16 protein-coding genes and 1 riboswitch are annotated in these 16799 nt (G+C 68.2%); of the genes, 5 read left to right on the top strand and 11 right to left on the bottom strand.

Annotated features, from left to right (window positions below; all coding sequences use genetic code 11):
• Positions 1–41: 41 nt before the first annotated feature.
• Entirely contained in the window at positions 42–596 is a 555-nt protein-coding gene (locus OHT77_RS15590; RefSeq protein WP_328829030.1) for an SMI1/KNR4 family protein, read from the top strand.
• A gap of 757 nt (positions 597–1353) precedes the next feature.
• Here the strand turns inward: OHT77_RS15590 and OHT77_RS15585 are convergent.
• Positions 1354–4023, bottom strand: a complete 2670-nt coding sequence (locus OHT77_RS15585) for a lectin (protein ID WP_328829029.1) — start codon at positions 4021–4023, stop codon at positions 1354–1356.
• Positions 4016–4426: a hypothetical protein gene (locus tag OHT77_RS15580; RefSeq protein WP_328829028.1), complete on the bottom strand. Its 411-nt coding sequence runs from the start codon at positions 4424–4426 to the stop codon at positions 4016–4018. Before OHT77_RS15580 ends, OHT77_RS15585 begins: the two co-directional genes overlap by 8 nt.
• Before the next feature lie 51 nt (positions 4427–4477).
• A riboswitch (M-box (ykoK) riboswitch) is annotated at positions 4478–4629 on the bottom strand.
• Positions 4630–4856: 227 nt separating this feature from the next.
• Between OHT77_RS15580 and OHT77_RS15575 the strand changes: the two genes are divergently transcribed.
• Positions 4857–5012: a hypothetical protein gene (locus OHT77_RS15575; protein WP_443048029.1), complete on the top strand. Its 156-nt coding sequence runs from the start codon at positions 4857–4859 to the stop codon at positions 5010–5012.
• A 196-nt stretch (positions 5013–5208) separates the two neighbouring features.
• Here the strand turns inward: OHT77_RS15575 and OHT77_RS15570 are convergent, their stop codons facing one another.
• The 3 genes from OHT77_RS15570 to OHT77_RS15560 all read right to left on the bottom strand — a co-directional run bounded on the left by OHT77_RS15570 (position 5209) and on the right by OHT77_RS15560 (position 6320).
• Positions 5209–5604, bottom strand: coding sequence for a type II toxin-antitoxin system VapC family toxin (locus OHT77_RS15570; protein WP_328829027.1), 396 nt, complete (start codon positions 5602–5604; stop codon positions 5209–5211).
• Between the two features lie 11 nt (positions 5605–5615).
• Complete coding sequence (locus tag OHT77_RS15565; RefSeq protein WP_328829026.1) at positions 5616–5897, bottom strand: type II toxin-antitoxin system Phd/YefM family antitoxin; 282 nt, start codon at positions 5895–5897, stop codon at positions 5616–5618.
• 159 nt (positions 5898–6056) lie between these two features.
• Complete coding sequence (locus OHT77_RS15560; protein ID WP_328829025.1) at positions 6057–6320, bottom strand: CopG family transcriptional regulator; 264 nt, start codon at positions 6318–6320, stop codon at positions 6057–6059.
• A gap of 284 nt (positions 6321–6604) precedes the next feature.
• Here OHT77_RS15560 and OHT77_RS15555 point away from each other — a divergent pair, with 284 nt between their 5' ends.
• Positions 6605–8566 (top strand): ATP-binding protein, encoded by a 1962-nt coding sequence (locus tag OHT77_RS15555; RefSeq protein ID WP_328829023.1) that lies wholly within the window; start codon positions 6605–6607, stop codon positions 8564–8566.
• Positions 8567–8908: 342 nt separating this feature from the next.
• Here OHT77_RS15555 and OHT77_RS15550 read toward each other — a convergent pair whose 3' ends face one another.
• Together OHT77_RS15550 and OHT77_RS15545 are read right to left on the bottom strand one after the other, a co-directional pair.
• Positions 8909–9172 (bottom strand): hypothetical protein, encoded by a 264-nt coding sequence (locus OHT77_RS15550; protein ID WP_328829021.1) that lies wholly within the window; start codon positions 9170–9172, stop codon positions 8909–8911.
• A gap of 170 nt (positions 9173–9342) precedes the next feature.
• Complete coding sequence (locus OHT77_RS15545; protein ID WP_328829020.1) at positions 9343–9897, bottom strand: TerD family protein; 555 nt, start codon at positions 9895–9897, stop codon at positions 9343–9345.
• Positions 9898–10361: 464 nt separating this feature from the next.
• Here OHT77_RS15545 and OHT77_RS15540 point away from each other — a divergent pair, with 464 nt between their 5' ends.
• Entirely contained in the window at positions 10362–11117 is a 756-nt protein-coding gene (locus tag OHT77_RS15540; RefSeq protein ID WP_328829019.1) for a DUF4118 domain-containing protein, read from the top strand.
• An 11-nt stretch (positions 11118–11128) separates the two neighbouring features.
• Here the strand turns inward: OHT77_RS15540 and OHT77_RS45025 are convergent, their stop codons facing one another.
• The 3 genes from OHT77_RS45025 to OHT77_RS15530 all read right to left on the bottom strand — a co-directional run bounded on the left by OHT77_RS45025 (position 11129) and on the right by OHT77_RS15530 (position 12510).
• The gene (locus tag OHT77_RS45025) at positions 11129–11272 is read right to left on the bottom strand and encodes a hypothetical protein (protein WP_443048028.1); all 144 of its coding nucleotides are present in this window, start codon (positions 11270–11272) and stop codon (positions 11129–11131) included.
• Positions 11272–11613, bottom strand: coding sequence for a hypothetical protein (locus OHT77_RS15535; RefSeq protein ID WP_443048027.1), 342 nt, complete (start codon positions 11611–11613; stop codon positions 11272–11274). Before OHT77_RS15535 ends, OHT77_RS45025 begins: the two co-directional genes overlap by 1 nt.
• A 93-nt stretch (positions 11614–11706) precedes the next feature.
• Positions 11707–12510, bottom strand: coding sequence for an alpha/beta fold hydrolase (locus OHT77_RS15530; RefSeq protein WP_328829018.1), 804 nt, complete (start codon positions 12508–12510; stop codon positions 11707–11709).
• A gap of 358 nt (positions 12511–12868) precedes the next feature.
• Between OHT77_RS15530 and OHT77_RS15525 the strand changes: the two genes are divergently transcribed.
• Positions 12869–14269: an amino acid permease gene (locus OHT77_RS15525; RefSeq protein WP_328829017.1), complete on the top strand. Its 1401-nt coding sequence runs from the start codon at positions 12869–12871 to the stop codon at positions 14267–14269.
• A gap of 848 nt (positions 14270–15117) precedes the next feature.
• On the opposite strand, the gene OHT77_RS15520 is transcribed toward OHT77_RS15525, so the two are convergent.
• Positions 15118–16560, bottom strand: a complete 1443-nt coding sequence (locus OHT77_RS15520) for an NB-ARC domain-containing protein (RefSeq protein WP_328829016.1) — start codon at positions 16558–16560, stop codon at positions 15118–15120.
• Positions 16561–16799: the final 239 nt, after the last annotated feature.

Genomic DNA, 16799 nt, shown 5'->3' with positions numbered 1-16799 from the left:
AGCGCCACCCCGGCGTCTCGGCCCGGAGGCCAGGAGGACCTATGAAGCTGCGCCCCATCAGCGAATCATGGCATCGCATCGAAAGATGGCTACAAGATCGTGAACGTATCCGGGAACTAGCTCCTCCGGCCGCCGGTCAGGACATCGCCCGGATTGCCGAACGCCTCGGCGTGAACCTCCATCCGGACCATATGCAGCTCCTGCTCGGTCACAACGGCAGTGGCAGTTTCACCTTCCCTCCGTACTACGAGATCCTCAGCGCCAACGAGGTCGTGGACGCCTGGCGGATCAAGACGGATGTCTGGGCCGATCACCCCCACTCCCCCTACCGCCCTCACTGGGTGCCTTTCGCGTCCGACCGGGCCGGCGGCGTGCTCTATCTCGATGTCTCCCGACCCGACGAACACATCGGCGCTCACGACCGGGAGGGCAGCTCTCTGTTGTCGTCGCACTCCATGTGGGCGTCGCTTCCGTCACTCATGCACCACACCGCTGATGCACTGGAATCCGGACACGTGCTGGACCGCTACCGCCGCCCCAGCGACGAGGACGACTTTTTGTTGTGGGAGGTGTTCCCGGACGCGGCCGACAACTGACCACGCAACGCTCATGAGCGCACGACGTCAGAGATAGCTTGTCGGACGGGCTGCAAGGGGCCTCACGCCCACTATCTTCGTGAACATGCCATTACAACGCTGGATCCCGCTCGCCGTGATCGCCGCAGTCGCTGTGTTCGCGACTGGTTGCGGAACTCAACACGCCACCGGCAGCACCCCGTTGACCTCCGGCGCGACACCCGATCCATACGTCAGCGTCATCCCCGCACCGACGGCCACGGATACCAGCGGACTTCGCAGCATCGTCACCGCTGGCCCGATCCCCTCGCCGGCCCCGGCCAAGGGTGCCGTATGCCATCGTGAAGGAGCGCGCGGCTCTGACGCGAGCGGAAATTCCTATGTCTGCCACACTGGGCATTGGGTGCTTCTGAAATTCGCTGCGCCGAAACCGGGTAGCCCTTGTGGAGCTGCGGGACGCTATTTCTACGTACACAACGCTCCGGCTTACGAGTGTTATAAGGGAAATTGGCGGCGCGTTCCCGCAACCACGTCGCCAACCTCGTGACTAAAAGCTCCAAAAGACCCCCCTGGAACTGGCAACGCGAGCGCACGAGGCGATGCGCGCGACCCGGGGCGGCGTGCTGGGCGCATGCCTGATCGACGCCGAGCGGGGTGAACTCGCCTACGCGGCCGTCGGCAACATCGGCGGCAGGGTCTTCAACGGCACGCGGTCCCAGAATGCTGGACCATCCCGGGACGATCGGTACCCTCCCCTCCACCATGTTCCCTTCGCTCCTCACGTTGACGGAAGCATCCAACGCTGGCCGACCGCGGCCGTGCAGGTGGCGATGGTCAGCTGGGTCTTGTTCGTGGCGCCGTTGCCGGAGTCGGTGAGGCAGAGGCCGGAGACCGGGTTGACGATCTCGCCGGACGCGTTCGCCTTCCACTGCTCGGCCTGGGTGCCGTTGCAGGTGTGCAGTTGGACCTTGGTGCCGGAGGCCGTCGCGCCGTCGGTGACGTCCATGCAGTCGTTGAGCACCTGGAGGGTGCTGTCGGGGACGGCCTTCCAGGTCTGCGCGGTGGTGCCGTTGCAGGTGTAGATCTGGATGGCCGTGCCGTTCGAGGTGCCCGAGCCGGCGTCGTCGACGCACTTGCCGGTGGCGGTCTCGGTGAGCGTGCCGCTGGGCTGGGTCACTCCGGTGCCCGGGGTGCCGTCGTAGGACGGCGGTGCTGCCGAAGTGGCCGCGGCCCAGGCGGTGTTGGCGGACGAGGAGAGGGTGAAATCCAGCTGCGCAGAGCTGGCGAGGTACGAGGCCGGGACGTACGCCTTGTTCCAGGAGCTGCCGTTGAGGCTGAGCGACTGGACGTACGGTGACCCGTCCGCCGCCGCTGGGGCATTGACCGTGAGCGTGTGCCCGCCTGCCGCGACGACCGCGGAGGTGAACATCGGGCTGCCGATGGCCAGGTCGGCGGTGCCCGGGATCTCCGGGTAGAGGCCGAGGGCCGACCACACGTACCAGGCGCTCATCTCGCCGAGGTCGTCGTTGCCGGCCAGGCCGCCTGCGGTGTTGGTCCACAGCTGGTCCTGGACGGCGCGCACGGTGGACTGCGTCTTGTACGGCTCGCCCACCCAGTCGTACTCCCAGGGCAGCCCGAAACTCGGCTCGTTGCCCATGTTGGACTGGGTGCCGATGACGCTGCCCAGGCCCTGGTAGCCGCCGAGCACGCTGTCGAGGTACGAGGCCAGCGACGACGTACCGCCCTCCAGGGACGCCAGCTCGGCGAGGTTGAACGGGATCATCGGGGTGTAGGTGAAGGCGTCACCCTCGGCGAAGTCGTTGCTCGACGTGCCGGTGATCAGCTTGGCGTTGAAGCCGTCCATCCAGCGGCCGTTGGAGTGCCGGGGCTGGATGTAGCCGGAGGACGAGTTGTAGATGTTCTCCCAGTCCTGCGCCCGGTCCTGGAACTTCTTCTGCGTCGCGGTGTCACCGAGGGCGCCCGCGAACACCGACAGGGCGAAGTCGTCGGTGTCGTACTCGAGTTGGGTGGAGGTGGTGGCGTACTCGTGGCAGCAGCCGTAGAGCGAGTTGGTGGGCAGGTAGCCGAAGGAGTCCAGGTAGGTCACGCCGGGGGTGACGTCGGTGTTGGTCGTCTGCTCTTTCACCATGGCGGACAGGGCTGTCGACGTGTCGAAGCCGCGTGCGCCGAAGGCGTAGAAGTCGGCGAGCAGCGGTACGGCGGAGTCGCCCACCATGATGTGGGTCTCGGCGGTGGCCATGCCCCACTTGGTGAGCGTGCCGCCCTGCTGGTAGTCGTCGACGATCGACTGCGCCATGTCGGACGCCACCGACGGGTCGAGCAGCGCGGTGAGTTGGGCCTGTGAGCGGTAGGTGTCCCAGGTGGAGAAGTCGGCGTACTTCGCCGAGTGGCCGCTGCCCACCGTGTGCACCGCTTTGTCGAAGCCGCGGTAGGAGCCGTCGGCGTCGCTGATGACGGAGGGGAAGAGCGAGGCGTGGTAGAGCGCGGTGTAGAAGACGTGCTGCTGGTCCGAGGTGCCGCCGGTGACGGTGATCTTCGACAGCTCGGAGCTCCACGCGGACGACGCCGCCGCTTTGACGGCCGCGAAGGTCTTCCCGGTCACCTCGGCGTCCCGGTTGGCCGCGGCCTCCGTCACTGAGGTGTAGGAGATGCCGACCCGGGCCTCCACGGTCCGGCTGCTCGTGGTGTCGAAGGTCAGGTACTCGCCGCCGGTGAAGGTGCCGCTGGCGGTGTAGGGGTGGTCGAAGGTGATCGCGTAGTAGAGCGTGATCGGGGTGGTGTCCTCGCAGAAGCCGGTGCTGGTGATCGACCCTGTCACCGTGTTGCCGCCGCTGAGGTCGAGCGTCGAGGAGGTGTACGGCGTCTGGGTGTCCTGCACCTTCAGGAGCAGGCTCGCCTGGGTGGAGGACGGGAAGGTGAACTGTCCGATCCCGGCGTGCGTGGTGGCGGTCAGCGCCACGCTCGTGCTGTTGCCTAGGCTGACGGAGTAAGTGCCGGGCGAGGCTGTCTCGGTGGAGTGCGAGAAGGACTCGGTGGTGGAGGCGGGGTCGGAACCGAGGGAGCCCACCACCGGCAGAATCGGCAGGTCCCCGGCCGCGTCGCAGCCCACACCGGACACATGGGTGAGGCTGAAGCCGGAGACCGCCGAGTCGGCGTAGTTGTAGCCGCCGCCCTTCGGACGTGACGTCGTGTCGGGAGACCACTGCAGCATGCCGTGCGGCACGTCGGCGCCGGGGAAGGTGTTCCCGGCGCTGAAGTCGCCGTTGCCACCGGTGCCGATGTAAGGATTGACCAGCGACACGGGATCGGTCACAGCCGCCACCGCCCGTGTCGTACCGGCCAGTTGACCGGACACTGCGAGCGCGAGCGCCGCGGCACCCGTCACCAGGAAGCGCAGCAGAGCGCGGGGGCTCGGGGAATCAGCCACGGGTCAGCACCTCGTCGAGTACGCCGTCGGCCGGCGCGGTGATCCAGTCGGTGGAGGCGTAGGGCGCGCCGTTGGCGGCGAGTTCGGCGACCCTGGCCTGAGCTTCGGCCAGGGACGGGGCGCTCGACCTGAGCGCGGGCGTGACGTCGAAGGCATCGGTGCCGACCGGCGGGTAGTGGTGCGTGTCGGACCACTGAGGGGCACCGTCATCGACCCGGGCGCCCGCGTCCGCACCGGACCCCACGAACCAGGGACACAGGGTGGTGTCCGCGTACCGGGTACGGGGGGCGAGGGCCTGCCCGCCGAGGATGTCGGAGTGCGCGGCGGGCGTCGCCGTGGCGGCGAGCAGCCGGGCCGACACGGACACGAGCGTGGCCCGAAATCTTCGGAAGACCATGAGCATGCCAGACCCCTTCGCAGCGTTCGGCGACCGCGCAGAGCCTAGGGGGCACAGATGTCCAGCCGCTACGCCCGGGTAACAAGGATCGCGGGGAAGCCACTTGGGGTCACCCCTTGGGCCGGGAAGACCTGTCCTGATCCGGAGCGTCTCTCGACGGGTGGGATCAGTGGCCTGTGTCCGTGAAGATGCCGCCTTCGACCGGTTCTGGCGCGCTTCGGACTCCCACCACGACGGCACTGGGCCTGCCCATCGTCCGTCACCTGGTCAACACCTCCGGCGGCGAGATCACTCTCCACCCGGCCTGGACCCCCGCGTCCGGCTGCGCCCCATGTGCAGCGACTGCTCCTACTAGCAGTCGCCGGGCGGGATCAGGAGCCAGGCAGGGCCAAAAGTGTGACGACCCACGTGGCTGTGTGAGGGCGCGGGCCCGGCGGTGGTCGCCCAGCGGGCGGGGAACAGCGTCGAGGTCCTGCTGAGCAGGTATGCGAAGTGCCTGTACGACCGGCAGTCCATCAACAACCACCGCATCGAAGGGCTGTTGAGCTCCTACGACCAGCCACGTGAGCCCGGCGAGCAGGACGAGGAATAGTGCTTCCGGACGCATAATGCCGGATGCCAGAGTGCGGGCGAACAGACGGATCCTGTCTGTTGGCTCATGGCGCGCCCCAACACGCTGGAGTCCTTCTTCGGCTGCCCACTGCCGCCGATCGCGCCCGGGCTGGGCGGGCCCTGATGGAGGAGGGGCCTGACAGGTCCGTTGGGAGGGCGGAGTTGTTCCGGCTCCATCATGCGGGTGCGAGATGCGGCAGTCCGAGCGCTGTGACAGCGTCCGCCAGCTCCTTGTCGTAGGTGACGAAGCCGTCCAGCTCTCGGTGCAGAGGGGCGGCTGTTGCCAGGTGGATGGCGTCCAGAGTGCCGAGTCTTTGCACCTCGAATCCGGCGGCGCGGGCCAGGGCGTCGTCACCGAGCACGATCTGGTCGATCCCGGTGAGCGTGTTGCCGACCAGGAACGGCACGCGCTGCCGGTCGACACCGGCCCGCCGGAACGTGCGCGCGATCTCCACCCCAGCCAGCTGGGAGGTCACCAGGCGGCCGTCGACGCCCAGCGCTGCCCGCCAGCTGCGAAGCGCCTGCGTCTCCGCCTCCTGCTGTACGAACTTCAGCAGAGCGCAGGTATCCATGTAGTAGAGGCTCAACGCGTGCGCTCCCGGTCGCGTTCGGCGATCAGCGCATCCGACAGCGAGGGCAGCTCGGCCAGATCGCTGATCAGCTCGGGCAGTGCGCCCGGATTCACTGCACGGCGAACCTGGCCGGTCGCCATCAGCTGGTCCAGGGCCGATGTGGGCTCTTCGGCGGGGGACATGCGGATGACAGGCTTGCCGTGCTCAGTGACAACGAGCGTCTCACCAGCGCGAACCCTCGCTGTGACCTTCGACGGATGGTGGTTCAGCTCTCCAAGCGGGATGGTCTCCATGCCATAAAGGTACACAAATAATGTGTACAGCGGCAGGTTGAAGTGAGGATCGTGACGGGGCCGGGGGCGGCGAGGGCGGTGGCGGTGAGCGTCGCGTACCTGTGGCCGTGCGGGCCGGAGTCGGCGGGGAGAGCCTCGCGGACCAGGGTCGCGAGTGGGTCACACGGCGTCGGCCCCGCCCTGCGTCTGCTGCTGTCGGGCCTGGTGGAGCTGGTCGCGCAGCGCCTGGATCTCCTCGTCGGTGACGGGACCGTGCTGGGCTTCGGCGACGGCAATGAGTTCGTTGAGGTTGTCCCGATCGATCTGCCGGGCCACGGCCGCGGCGACGTAGGCGGACAGTCCGGAGGGGCCGCTGCGGGCCGTGGCGGCTTCGGCGATGTCGCGCGGCATGGTGATCGAGTACTTGGCCGTGGGCTCACTCATGCTCCTCATCCCGCCCATCATCCTCCCTGAGTGTGGGGTGCGGCCCCGAGAGCCTCGTGCCTCGTGCCTGCCGTCGTTCATGCGGCGGAGGCTATGGCGCTGCGTCCTGTGAGAGGCGAGGCGTTCCGGCCGGGGGCAGAAGGCTCTTTGGCGGAGCACCTCGACTGCTGCTCTTCAAGAACACTGACTGGCGGTCAGCCCGTTGAAGTTGTGATCGCGTGGAAGACGGCGGGCGTCTGGACGAAGTCGGACACAGGTGGTCCACCTCGTGCTTTCATGCACGCATGCATTCCCTGACCGTGCAGGTGGACGGAGATCACCTGGCCCGCCTTGTCCGTAGTCCGCGCGCCGGCCTGACGGAGCTCATCTGGAACGCCCTCGATGCGGATGCTGACGTCGTTGATGGCGGGCTTGAATTCAGCCAGCTGGGTGCTGTGGAACGCGTCTTCGTCGTGGACCGCGGTCACGGCATGTCGCCTGACGATGTACAGCAGGGCTTCGGCGCGCTGGGGGGCTCGTGGAAGAGGACCACCCGGACCACACGGCAGCAGGGCCGGCGCCTCCACGGAGAACAAGGCAAGGGGCGGTTCGCGGCATTCGGCATCGGTGATGTCGTCGAATGGTGCACGGTGCACGAGGACGACCCCGCGACCGAGACGAGAATCCGCGCCGAGCGTCACAGCCTGCGCCGCTTCGAGATTACCACCGCTCCGGCCGAGGGAGACGTCGGCACCACGGTCTCGGTTGTCTCGGTCAATGAAGTGGCCGGTAAGCAGCTTGAGCAAGACTCGCTGATCGACACCCTCTCGGCCGAATTCGCGATCTATCTCGAATCCTACCGGCAGGTGGAGATCTCGTGGCGCGGCCAGAAACTCAATCCGGCTGCGCTGCAGGTCGAACGCGAGGAATACGATCTGGAGGTCGACGGACTGGACGACCGGCCGCAGCTCGTTGTCATCGAGTGGCGTCGCCAGGTCGACCGGGCCTTGTATCTGTGCGATGAGGCCGGCATGGCACTCCACGATATCAAGCCCGGAATTCAGGCACCCGGATTTGATTTCACCGCATATCTCAAGTGGGATGGGTTCCGAGGGCATGACGTGCTGCTCGCTGAATCCGGTCTGGAGCCCATGAGTTCCGTCGTCGCGGTGGCAAAAGAGAAGCTGCGTGAGCACTTCAAACGCCGTAGTGCGGACAAGAGCAGGTCGATCATCAGGGAATGGGTTTCGGAGGGCAGTTACCCGTACAGTGACGGGTCGTCCTCTGCTGCCGAGAACGCGGAGCGGCAGGTTTTCGACCTCGTCGCGTTCAGTGCGTCGAAAGTGATCAATAACGGAGACTTCCGCTCGCGAAAGTTCACCCTGCGGCTCCTCCGTGAAGCCCTGGCGTCCAACCCGGGGAACCTCCACAACGTCTTGAGGAGCGTTCTCGAACTGTCGGCGGAACGCCTGGCCGAACTCAGCGAGCTGCTCAACAGAACGACCCTCTCGTCGATCATCGCCACCTCGAAGAAGGTCGGGGACCGGCTCAGCTTCCTGTCCGGACTCGACACGATACTGTTCGACAGTGAGCCGCGGCGCCAGACGCTGGAGCGGCGGCAGCTTCACCGGATCCTGGCCAACGAGACATGGGTATTCGGCGAAGAATACGCCCTGACCGGTGACGACGAGTCCCTGACCAAGGTACTCGCGAAATATCTCCACTTCCTCGGCGACAACGTCGAACTCACCGGCCACACGCAGCCCGTACTGCGTCATGACGGCACCAATCCCATTCCCGATCTCGTACTCACCCGCACATGTGAGATCGCGCAAGACCGAGTTGAGAACATCGTCGTCGAGCTGAAGCGGCCGAGTGAGGTAATCGGCGCGGACGAACTCACGCAGATCGAAAAGTACGCGCTGGCGGTCATGCGCGACGAACGGTTCAACAAGCCGAACGTCTCGTGGGATTTCTGGATCATCGGCAACACCCTGGACGAGTTCGCCGAGTCCCGCCGTAACCAGACGGGACTGCCGTTCGGCTATATCCAGCGTACCGACCGCCACCGCGTACAAGTGCGCACCTGGTCCGAGGTGATCAATGACGCCCGGCACCGGCTGAAGTTCGTGGAACGCAGCCTCGATTACCGGGCTAATCATGACGACGGAGTGGAATACCTGCGTTCAAAGCATGCCCAATTCTTGCCGCCCAGCCTCAGCGAGACCACTGGCCCATCGCAACCTGAGCAACGCGGCCAGGACTGACCAACCCGGTCAGGAACTCGGGCCATAGAGATCCACGGCCCCTCCAGAAGCCGGCAACCAGGATGGCACCCAAAGGCGGGACTCCCAGCCATGATCGAGGATCGTGCTTCGGTTGCCCTGGCGCCGTGTTGGACAGCGTCTGGCCTCGCGTCAGGGGCCGGTTCCGGGCGGCCTTGTCATCGCAGCGCCCCGGAGTCGGACCGGGTCGGCGATACAGCAGCCGTGACGTACGGGAAACCTTGCCGCTCCCGCCAAGCTCCTTGACAGCTGCCCGAGCCCGATAACGCCAGTGGGGCTCCCCGCCCAATAGAACGGGAAGCCCCACCTGCCTGTCTGCGCCGGTCAACCGGTCATGGCCGCGACGACCAGCGCAACAGCCGCACCGCACAGCAGCACCACAAGCGGCCATGCCGGCCAGCCGCGCCCGGTACGCCTGCGCCACAGCACGAGCCACAGCGCACACGCGGCCACGAACGCGACTGTCACACCGCTCAGCTCGCCGTCCCGCCACGCCACCCGCACGGCGCCAGGGTCAGCACCCCATACAAGGAGTGCAACGAGGACGCCCACAGTCAGCGCACACACCGCTTCCAGCAGCCTGCTCATACGGTGCCCTTCTTTTCCGGCGTCTCCGTCAGGTCAGTGCGCGGGCGGAACAGACGCCTCGACCTCGACGGTCTCCGTCATACGGCCTTCTGTGTCCGTACTGGTGGACCGCTTCTCCCCGGCCCGGGGACCGGCTAAGGGCGCCTGGGGCGCACCGGACTGCTGCTTGGTCAGGGCTGGGGGGTGCTGCCCATCTCGACGGTGAAGATCACGGGGTCGCTGTCGAATCCTCGGACCATCTCGTGGAACTCCCATGTTCCGGAGGTGTCCCTGGTGAACTCCGCGACCGTCGCGGCGGTGTATCCGGAGAGCTGTGCGAAGTCGTCCTTCAGTAGCTCCGTGTACCCCTCGACAACCAGAACTCCGGCGTTCGATATGCGGCCGAAGGTTTTGGGGCCGCTGTTCTGGTGGATCGCCACACCCACCACCACCCGTGCGAAGGAGGGGGCGAGGCGATCGAGCTCGATGGTCATCGCTTCGACGTAGCCGTAGCCCTGACCGGTTTGGCTGTGGCGGCTCATGTTGATGGTGCCGTCCGGTGAGCGGCTGTCGAAGTGGACGACGTACACCGGCCGCCCGTAGGGGGCATCCGCCGAGTAGGTTGCGGCGATGATGTCGAGATGGTGAGGTGGCTGGTCCCAGGGGCTCGGGTCCCATTTGAGCCGGACCTCGGCCTTCCCGACTCCATGGCTGTCGCTGCTCACCGGATTTGCTGTCTCTCTCATTTCAGGCCACCACGGGATGGCCCCCCCGTATGGGCAAGTATGGCTCTCGGCCATCCTGTTGAAGCCTCGTGCGGCATCTCGTGACTGGGCTCGTCTTGTCCACATTCTGTGGACGGTGGGAGGCGGCCGGCAGGTCCCACGGCGCTGATCGATGCAACTGGCGCCGGGGCGCTCATCGTCCGGGCGTCCATGCCGCGCGTGAAGAACGGCGGGATGCCGTCGTGGTCCAGCCCCAGGGACTGGTGGGACCCGTGCAACGGCGTGAGCCCCCCTGCTGGTGATCTTGAAGCACGTCCACCGTGGTGAGAGAGGCGTCAGGATTGCATCAAGAGCGTGTCCGTCCCAGTACCGGGGCGGGTGCGGCAGCGGGATTCTTGCCTTGTCGGCCGTCTTGTCGCGTCGACCCCGGTACGGGCGGCCCCTTGGGCAAGGGGCTGCTCCTCGCTCCCGTGAGGTGGTGGACCATGCGGATGCCGCTGCGTGACCGGATCGCCCTGGTGGCTGCCCTGCTCGCCCCGCTCGTCGTCGCGCTCGCCCTGCCACCGTTCCGTACGCACATGACGTCCGCGAACCTGGCCCTGATCCTCGTCGTGGTCGTCGTGGTCGTCGTGGCGGTCGCGGCCCTGGGCAGCCGGGCCGCCGGGGTGCTGGCCGCGCTGTCGGCCGCGGCCTGGTTCGGCTTCTTCCTCACCCGCCCCTACCAGCGGTTCACCATCTCGCACGGCGACGACATCACCACCACGCTGTTGCTGTTGGCAGTAGGCGTGGCCGTTTCCCAACTGGCCGCCCACGCCCGTACGTTGAAGCTGGTCACCGTCACGGACGCGGCTCTCCTGGCACGGATCCACGACACGGCGAGCCTGGTCCAGGCAGGGGCCTCGTATGCCGTGGTCGATCAGGTGTCCCAGCAGCTCGTCGAGATCCTGGGACTGCGCAGCTGCCGCTTCGAGCACGGGACGCTGCTCGGACGGCACCCTCGCCTGGAGCAGGACGGCTCGGTGAGCGTCGGCCGGGTGTCCTGGAATCTGGAGAAGGACAGCTGGCCCGGCGAGGAGATCGAACTGCGGGCCTCGGTGGGCAGTCGGTACCTCGGCCGTTTCATGCTGGTGCCGGAACCCGGCGTGGCACCGCCGCCCCTGCAGACACGCCTGGTCGCCGTGAGCCTGGCCGACCACGTCGGTTCGGCGCTGGACACCGCGGGACCGGTGCTCGACCGCTGACCCGACAGGTTTCAGGCGCCCGGCGTGCTGCTCAAGGTGCCGGTCTTCCCCAGGAGTTCGTGCAACAGGTGGGAGGCGGTGATGACGCCGAGGAGGTGCGTGCCGTCCTTGGTCTTCTCCGCGACCGCCACCAGGACACTGCGCACCTGCGCCATCAGCGCGGCGACCTCCCGGGCGGTGTCGTCCGGGTCGGCGATCGGCGGCGGGGCCCCGTCTTGGAGAGACAGTCGCCGACGCGGCAGCCGGCCAGCGCCTGGCACAGCCGGTCGGCGTGCTGCTCGTCGACCACCGCGCCGAGCGTGGGGTCCTCGATGACGTAGACGGGAACCGGCACTTCTCTCATCTGAGAGGCCGGCAGGATGGCCATCGGCTCCCCGCACGTGTCGAGGACGAGCGGCCCGGGCAGCTTGTGCTCGGCCATCAGCCGGGCCGCGTCCAGGCCATTGCCGTCGACGCTCACCGACTCGTATTCCACCGCCAGGTCACGTGCGCGCACGGTCGGCTCGTCGTCTGCCTCACAACGTCCCTGCGCCCGGCGTCGTACGTCTCCCGACCCGGGGCCAGGTCATCGAAGGGAAACATGCGCAGCCTATGCGCCGTCCCCGCTTGACGCGGCCAGGGCCCGCCCCACCAGCGCGACGATCTCGTCGGGCGCCTCGTCCAGCAGCAGATGCCCCGAGCCGTCCAGGATGTGCAACCGGGTGTCCAGGTGCCGCTGGGCGGCCGGCCCCATTCGCCGGGGCGGCAGGAAGACGTCGTAGCGGCCGGTGGCCACGAGACAGGGCACCGCCCGGCGCTCGGCCAGCAGCGCCGGAGGCAGCGGGGGAGGGGCGAGGCTGCTGTGGCAGCAGCGGGCGACCAGGCACATCCACTCGGCCAGCTCATCCGGCACGCGGCCACCGGGAGCCACCATGCGCTGCAGCATCCGGGCTGTCCGTGGCACGGTCGGCCGGGTCAGCCACGGCACGGTCGCGACTACGACGGCGGGCGGGAGGAGCAGCCGCACGAGTCCGGCGCTGGAGAGCACGATCCGCCCGGCGATCCGCGGGGAGGCGGAGGCGAGCACGATGGCTCCGCCGAGCGAGTGCCCGACGACCAGGGCTTTGCCCGGCACCGTCTGCTCCAGTGCCTCGGTGAGCCACTGCCCGTACCACTCCGACCGCCCCCGCCGCGGACGGATGTCCGCGCTCAGCCCGGGCTGCCCGGGTACGTCGAGCACCACCGTGGGCCACCGGGCGGCCAGCGCCTGGGCGATGTGCCGGTAGACGGCAGCGTTCGTGTTCGTACCGGGCACCAGCACCACCGTCGGCGACGAGGCTGCCGGGTCCGGGCCGACGGTGACGACGCTGGTGGCTCCGGCTGCCGTCGAGATCTCCCGTCGGTGGTGCGGCACGCTCCACTCATCGAGTCGCGCGAGACACCATTCCCGCACTTGCTGACGGCACGTGGGGCCGCGATAGACGGAGGGCACGTCGGCAGCGTAGCCCTGCAGGCCGGTCTCGGAACCAGGCTGGCATCGGCGTACAGGGGGCCGTGAAGCGGCCCGGATCGGCTGACCACCTGGCAGCCGTGTCGCGCCGGCCGTCGTCCGTGGCACCGGGCGGTGCCCGGCGGGGGTCCCTTATGCCTTCTTAACGTCTTACTTGCGTTTCTCTGACGTAGTGTCGGGGGCGGAGTGCCGGGAAGTCTGGTCGGCGAAGTGTCCTGTCCTCGACGAATGCGTCCGCAGAGACGCCAAGGAAGGTCTTCGCGTGACCGTCTCGAAGTCGGCCGCCGCCGGCGCGGCTGCTCCGTCTGCTGTCGTGGGTGGCCGTGGCCCGCGCCGTTCCGTTCTCTTCTTCGCGTTCGCCTTCGCGGTGATCGCAGACCCGGTCTCCTCGGTGGCGTACGCGATCGAGGCGGCACTGCGCGCCCTGCACGGCGACCTGGCGCTGCTGCTGCCCACGATGAGTCTGGTCATCGGGCTCGTCGTGGTCGTCACCGCCAACTACTGGCAGCTGGTGCGGCGTTTCCCCAAGGGTGGCGGCGCGGCTGCCGCGGCCGGGCGGGTGTTCGGCGCGCGCTGGACGTTCCTGCCCATCGGCGCGCTGGTCGTCGACTTCGTCCTGACCATCGGGATCTCGATCGCCGCCGCGGCCAGCGCGGTCATCGCCCTCTTCCCCGGGCTTGCCCCGTGGCGCATCCCGATGGCGCTTTTGCTGCTGGTCGTGGTGGCGGGGCTGACCTGGTTCGGGCACGGCGGGCGACTGCTGTTCGCTGTCATGACCGTGGCCTTCGTCATCATCTCCGTGGCCGTACTGATCCTCGGCTTCACCTCGCCTCACGCCACCGGCCACGCCGCCGCCTCGGCCGACCCGGGCCGCTCGGCGATGCTCGCGGTGGTCCTGGCGTTCCCGGTCGCCATGGCGCTGGCCACCGGGATCGAGGCGCCGTCGACCGCCATCGCCCAGCTCGGCCAGCTCGACGACACCCACCGCCGCCGCTTCGGCCGCGGCACCCTCGCGCTTCTGGTCGTGATCGTCGGCGGACTGACCCTGGCCCTGACCGCGCTGGCCGTGCAGCTGCACATCGGCGTCCCCGGCACGGACTCCACCCAGATCGCCGACATCGCGCACGCCGCAGCCGGACCCGGCTGGCTCTACAGCGCCTTCCAGCTGACCAGCTCGCTGCTCCTGCTCGCCGCGGCCAGCTCTTCCTTCCAGGCCGGACCCGGACTACTCAAAGCCCTGTCCGGCATGCCCGAACGGCCCGGAGTACTGCCGCCGGTCCTCGGCCGGGCCAACCGCCACCACACCCCCTACTGGTCAGTCGTCGTCTACCTGGCCGCCGCCGCGCTCATCATCGTCGCCGCGGCCGGCCAGGAACAGGAACTCGTCCTCTTCTACGCCGTCGCTGTCTTCGTCAGCTTCCTCGTCGGCCTGATGGCCATGGCCCGCTTAGCCCACCGCGAGCACAAGACGGCCCTGATGTGGATCAATGCCCTGGCCGCCGTCGCCGTCGCCTTCACCCTCGTGGTGAACCTGCTGCGCGGATGGCCGGTGCTGTCCCTGGCGGCCACCCTCCTCATCGCGGCCGGCCTGTACGTGCGGTGGACGCGGGCCGGCCGCCCCACCGGCATCGAAGACGTCGAGGCGCGCGCCGAGGCGGAGTGACGGCGTGATGCGTACGGCAGGGCGGAACGACTGAGGCAGCGGCCCAGGACTGTGCTGGTGGCCCTGGCGGCGCGTAGGGTGACGACAGCTCACCTCGCCGCTCGGGGGTGGGTGGTGTGCCGGGAAGTCTGGTCGGCGACGTGTCAGTCCGCGCCCGAAAGGCTTGCTGTGCCGCTCACCCTCCCTCCACGCTCTCGTGCGGTCGTCCGGCTGCGGGGCAAGTTGACCGCCGGTGATGCTCATCATGCCCGGCGAGAACTCCCGAGAGCCTTGGCCCGGGCCCCCGGCGTCGTGGAAGCAGCCCCCGGCAAGGTCCCTGTATTGCCCCGGAGACCAGCGCGCTGCTGCTGGCTCCTGCAGCCGGTCCCACATGCGGCTCGTCATCGCCTGCGCTTCGCCCCGCAGCGTGCGCGTTCCCCGGCAGCCGGGCATGCGGCGCCTGATGGACACACTGCTTCTTCCCGATTCGCAGCCTCGCCATGAGATAAGAGTCCGGCCATGTCACTCCGAAACGGACCCTCCTCCACACCTTCCCCCACGCCGCAGGAGGTGGTGATCCAAGAGGTCCTCACCTGCTTCGATGTCTATGCCCGCGTCCGTGGGGCGCGCGACAGTGTCCTGGCCGCCTCCCGCGCCGACCCGTGAGAGGAAGAACGCGCCTTCAGTGAACTGCGGCAGGCCATCACACGGCTCCGCGCCACCTCCTGACCCGGGTGACACCAGACGGCGTCCAGGCTGCCTGCCCCTTCAGCCGTCGCCGGCGTCCGGGCCTTGGCAGGGGTGAGGCGGTCAGGACTCGGTACCGGCCTGGATGGTGGTGTCGTGGGAAGTGACCTCGTCGAGGCCCGTCAGGCTGCGAGTGGCCGCCGCGTCGGCAGTCGGTCTTCGTCCAGGTCGGTGTGCTGCCAGGGCATGGGCAAGCGGGATCTGCGGATGGTCGGGGCCCCGAGCCGCATGGAGGTACCGCGGCTGCGGCTGTGTTCCAGTAAGCGGCCCAGGGCCTGTCGGATGCGGGTTGCCGGTTCGTCGATGCAGATACGTTCTTCCGCATAGGCGTGGGTGAGTGGGTGAAGGCGGAAGCGGCCGGGGGCGGTTCGCTGGATCAGGTGTGCTGCCGTCAGGGTGGCGAGGTGGCACTCGGCGGTGGTGGACGTATCCCCGAGGAGCGCGGTGGCGGTGGCGCCGTCCAGTTCCTGCGGCGGATGGAGGGTCAGCAGGCGCAGTAGCCGACGCGTACCCTTCGGCAGCCGTGCGTCGGAGGCGGCCAGCGCGGCTCGTACGCCGTCCTCCAGGGCCAGGGTGATCAGGGGTTCGCGGTAATAGTCGCCGAGCGCCCAGGCCGGATGGGCTCGCATGTGGCGGCCGATGGCTGACAGTGCCAGCGGGAGGTGCCCCAGCAGGTCCGCGATCTGTTGGACGGCCGGGATGTCCGGGTCGACGCGTTCGGCTCCGGCCGTGGCCCGCAGCAGTTCCAGGGAGTCGCCCGGATCGAGCAGCGGCACCGGCAGATGGCTGGTTCCGCGGAGGCCGGTGAGGGCGCGTCGGCTGGTGATCAGGGTGCGGCATCCGCGGATCCCGGGCAGGAGGGGCCGCAGCTGTTCCGTGCTCGCCGCGTCGTCCAGGACGATCAACGCGCCGGTTTCCGCCAGCAGTTGGCGGTAGAGAGCCGTTCGTGCGTCCGGCCCGTACGGGATGCGGTCGCCGCTGACGCCGAGCAGCCGCAGGAAGGTCTCCAGCACTGCCGTCGGATCGGCGGGAGGTCCCTGCGGTGCGGAGCCTCGCAGGTTCGCGAACAGGACGGGCACGTCGGTGCGTTCCTCGGCGAGATACCGGTGGGCGATGTGCAGGGCCAGCGACGTCTTGCCGACGCCCGCCATGCCTTCCAGCGCCAGTGCGGACACCTCGTTGCCGGCGTTCAGCAGAGCCTGCGCCCGGGCTGCCAGGCCGGCCCTGCCGACGAACGAAGGAAGCCCTGTGGGCAGCCGGTCGTAGGCACTGACCCGTGCCGCGGCCTCGGCTTCGCCGAGCACCGTACGAAGCGACTGCCGCCAGACGGAGACGACGGCCTCGTCGGCGCCGACCAGTGCCTGCACCACGGCCAGCAGCAGGTCGGAGTTGGGCCGGCGGCGGCCGACCTGGAAGCAGTTGCCCACCGTCGAACGGGCCGGCCATTCGCCGCGCGGCCGACCGGCGCGCTGCCAGTCCCGGTGGATGCGCCGCGTGATCTCGGTGATCGACGGGTTGTTCGCCCACGCCTTCAACAGCCTCAGTTCCGCGATGAATTCGTCCATGGTGCGGGCTTTCCCCGGATCCAGTACGTGCGGCACGAACATCCTCCCCCATCGGACACGTGGGCCACGAAAAAACTTGGAACGCTTGTTTCAAGTTAGATGGAGTGGGGCTGTGGCTGTCAAGCGGTGTTCCGTCTGTCGGCACCCGGCTACGGAGCGCATCCAGGATCGTCCACGATCCGTCCGGAAGTCCGAACTCCGTCCTGATGCTGAGGGCCGTCCCGTTCACCGGCACCGCG

The organism is Streptomyces sp. NBC_00252, from assembly GCF_036187565.1.
Taxonomy (GTDB): domain Bacteria; phylum Actinomycetota; class Actinomycetes; order Streptomycetales; family Streptomycetaceae; genus Streptomyces.
The sequence above is the reverse complement of the archived record's forward strand: the minus strand, read 5'-3'. Positions and strand labels throughout refer to the sequence as shown.

Coding starts and splice junctions, on each gene's coding strand:
- OHT77_RS15555 (WP_328829023.1), top strand. CDS start 6,605: ATGCATTCCCTGACCGTGCAGGTGGACGGAGATCACCTGGCCCGCCTT.
- OHT77_RS15590 (WP_328829030.1), top strand. CDS start 42: ATGAAGCTGCGCCCCATCAGCGAATCATGGCATCGCATCGAAAGATGG.
- OHT77_RS15540 (WP_328829019.1), top strand. CDS start 10,362: ATGCGGATGCCGCTGCGTGACCGGATCGCCCTGGTGGCTGCCCTGCTC.
- OHT77_RS15520 (WP_328829016.1), bottom strand. CDS start 16,560: ATGGACGAATTCATCGCGGAACTGAGGCTGTTGAAGGCGTGGGCGAAC.
- OHT77_RS15580 (WP_328829028.1), bottom strand. CDS start 4,426: ATGCTCATGGTCTTCCGAAGATTTCGGGCCACGCTCGTGTCCGTGTCG.
- OHT77_RS15570 (WP_328829027.1), bottom strand. CDS start 5,604: ATGGATACCTGCGCTCTGCTGAAGTTCGTACAGCAGGAGGCGGAGACG.
- OHT77_RS15565 (WP_328829026.1), bottom strand. CDS start 5,897: ATGGAGACCATCCCGCTTGGAGAGCTGAACCACCATCCGTCGAAGGTC.
- OHT77_RS15545 (WP_328829020.1), bottom strand. CDS start 9,897: ATGAGAGAGACAGCAAATCCGGTGAGCAGCGACAGCCATGGAGTCGGG.
- OHT77_RS15560 (WP_328829025.1), bottom strand. CDS start 6,320: ATGAGTGAGCCCACGGCCAAGTACTCGATCACCATGCCGCGCGACATC.
- OHT77_RS45025 (WP_443048028.1), bottom strand. CDS start 11,272: ATGGCGCAGGTGCGCAGTGTCCTGGTGGCGGTCGCGGAGAAGACCAAG.
- OHT77_RS15550 (WP_328829021.1), bottom strand. CDS start 9,172: ATGAGCAGGCTGCTGGAAGCGGTGTGTGCGCTGACTGTGGGCGTCCTC.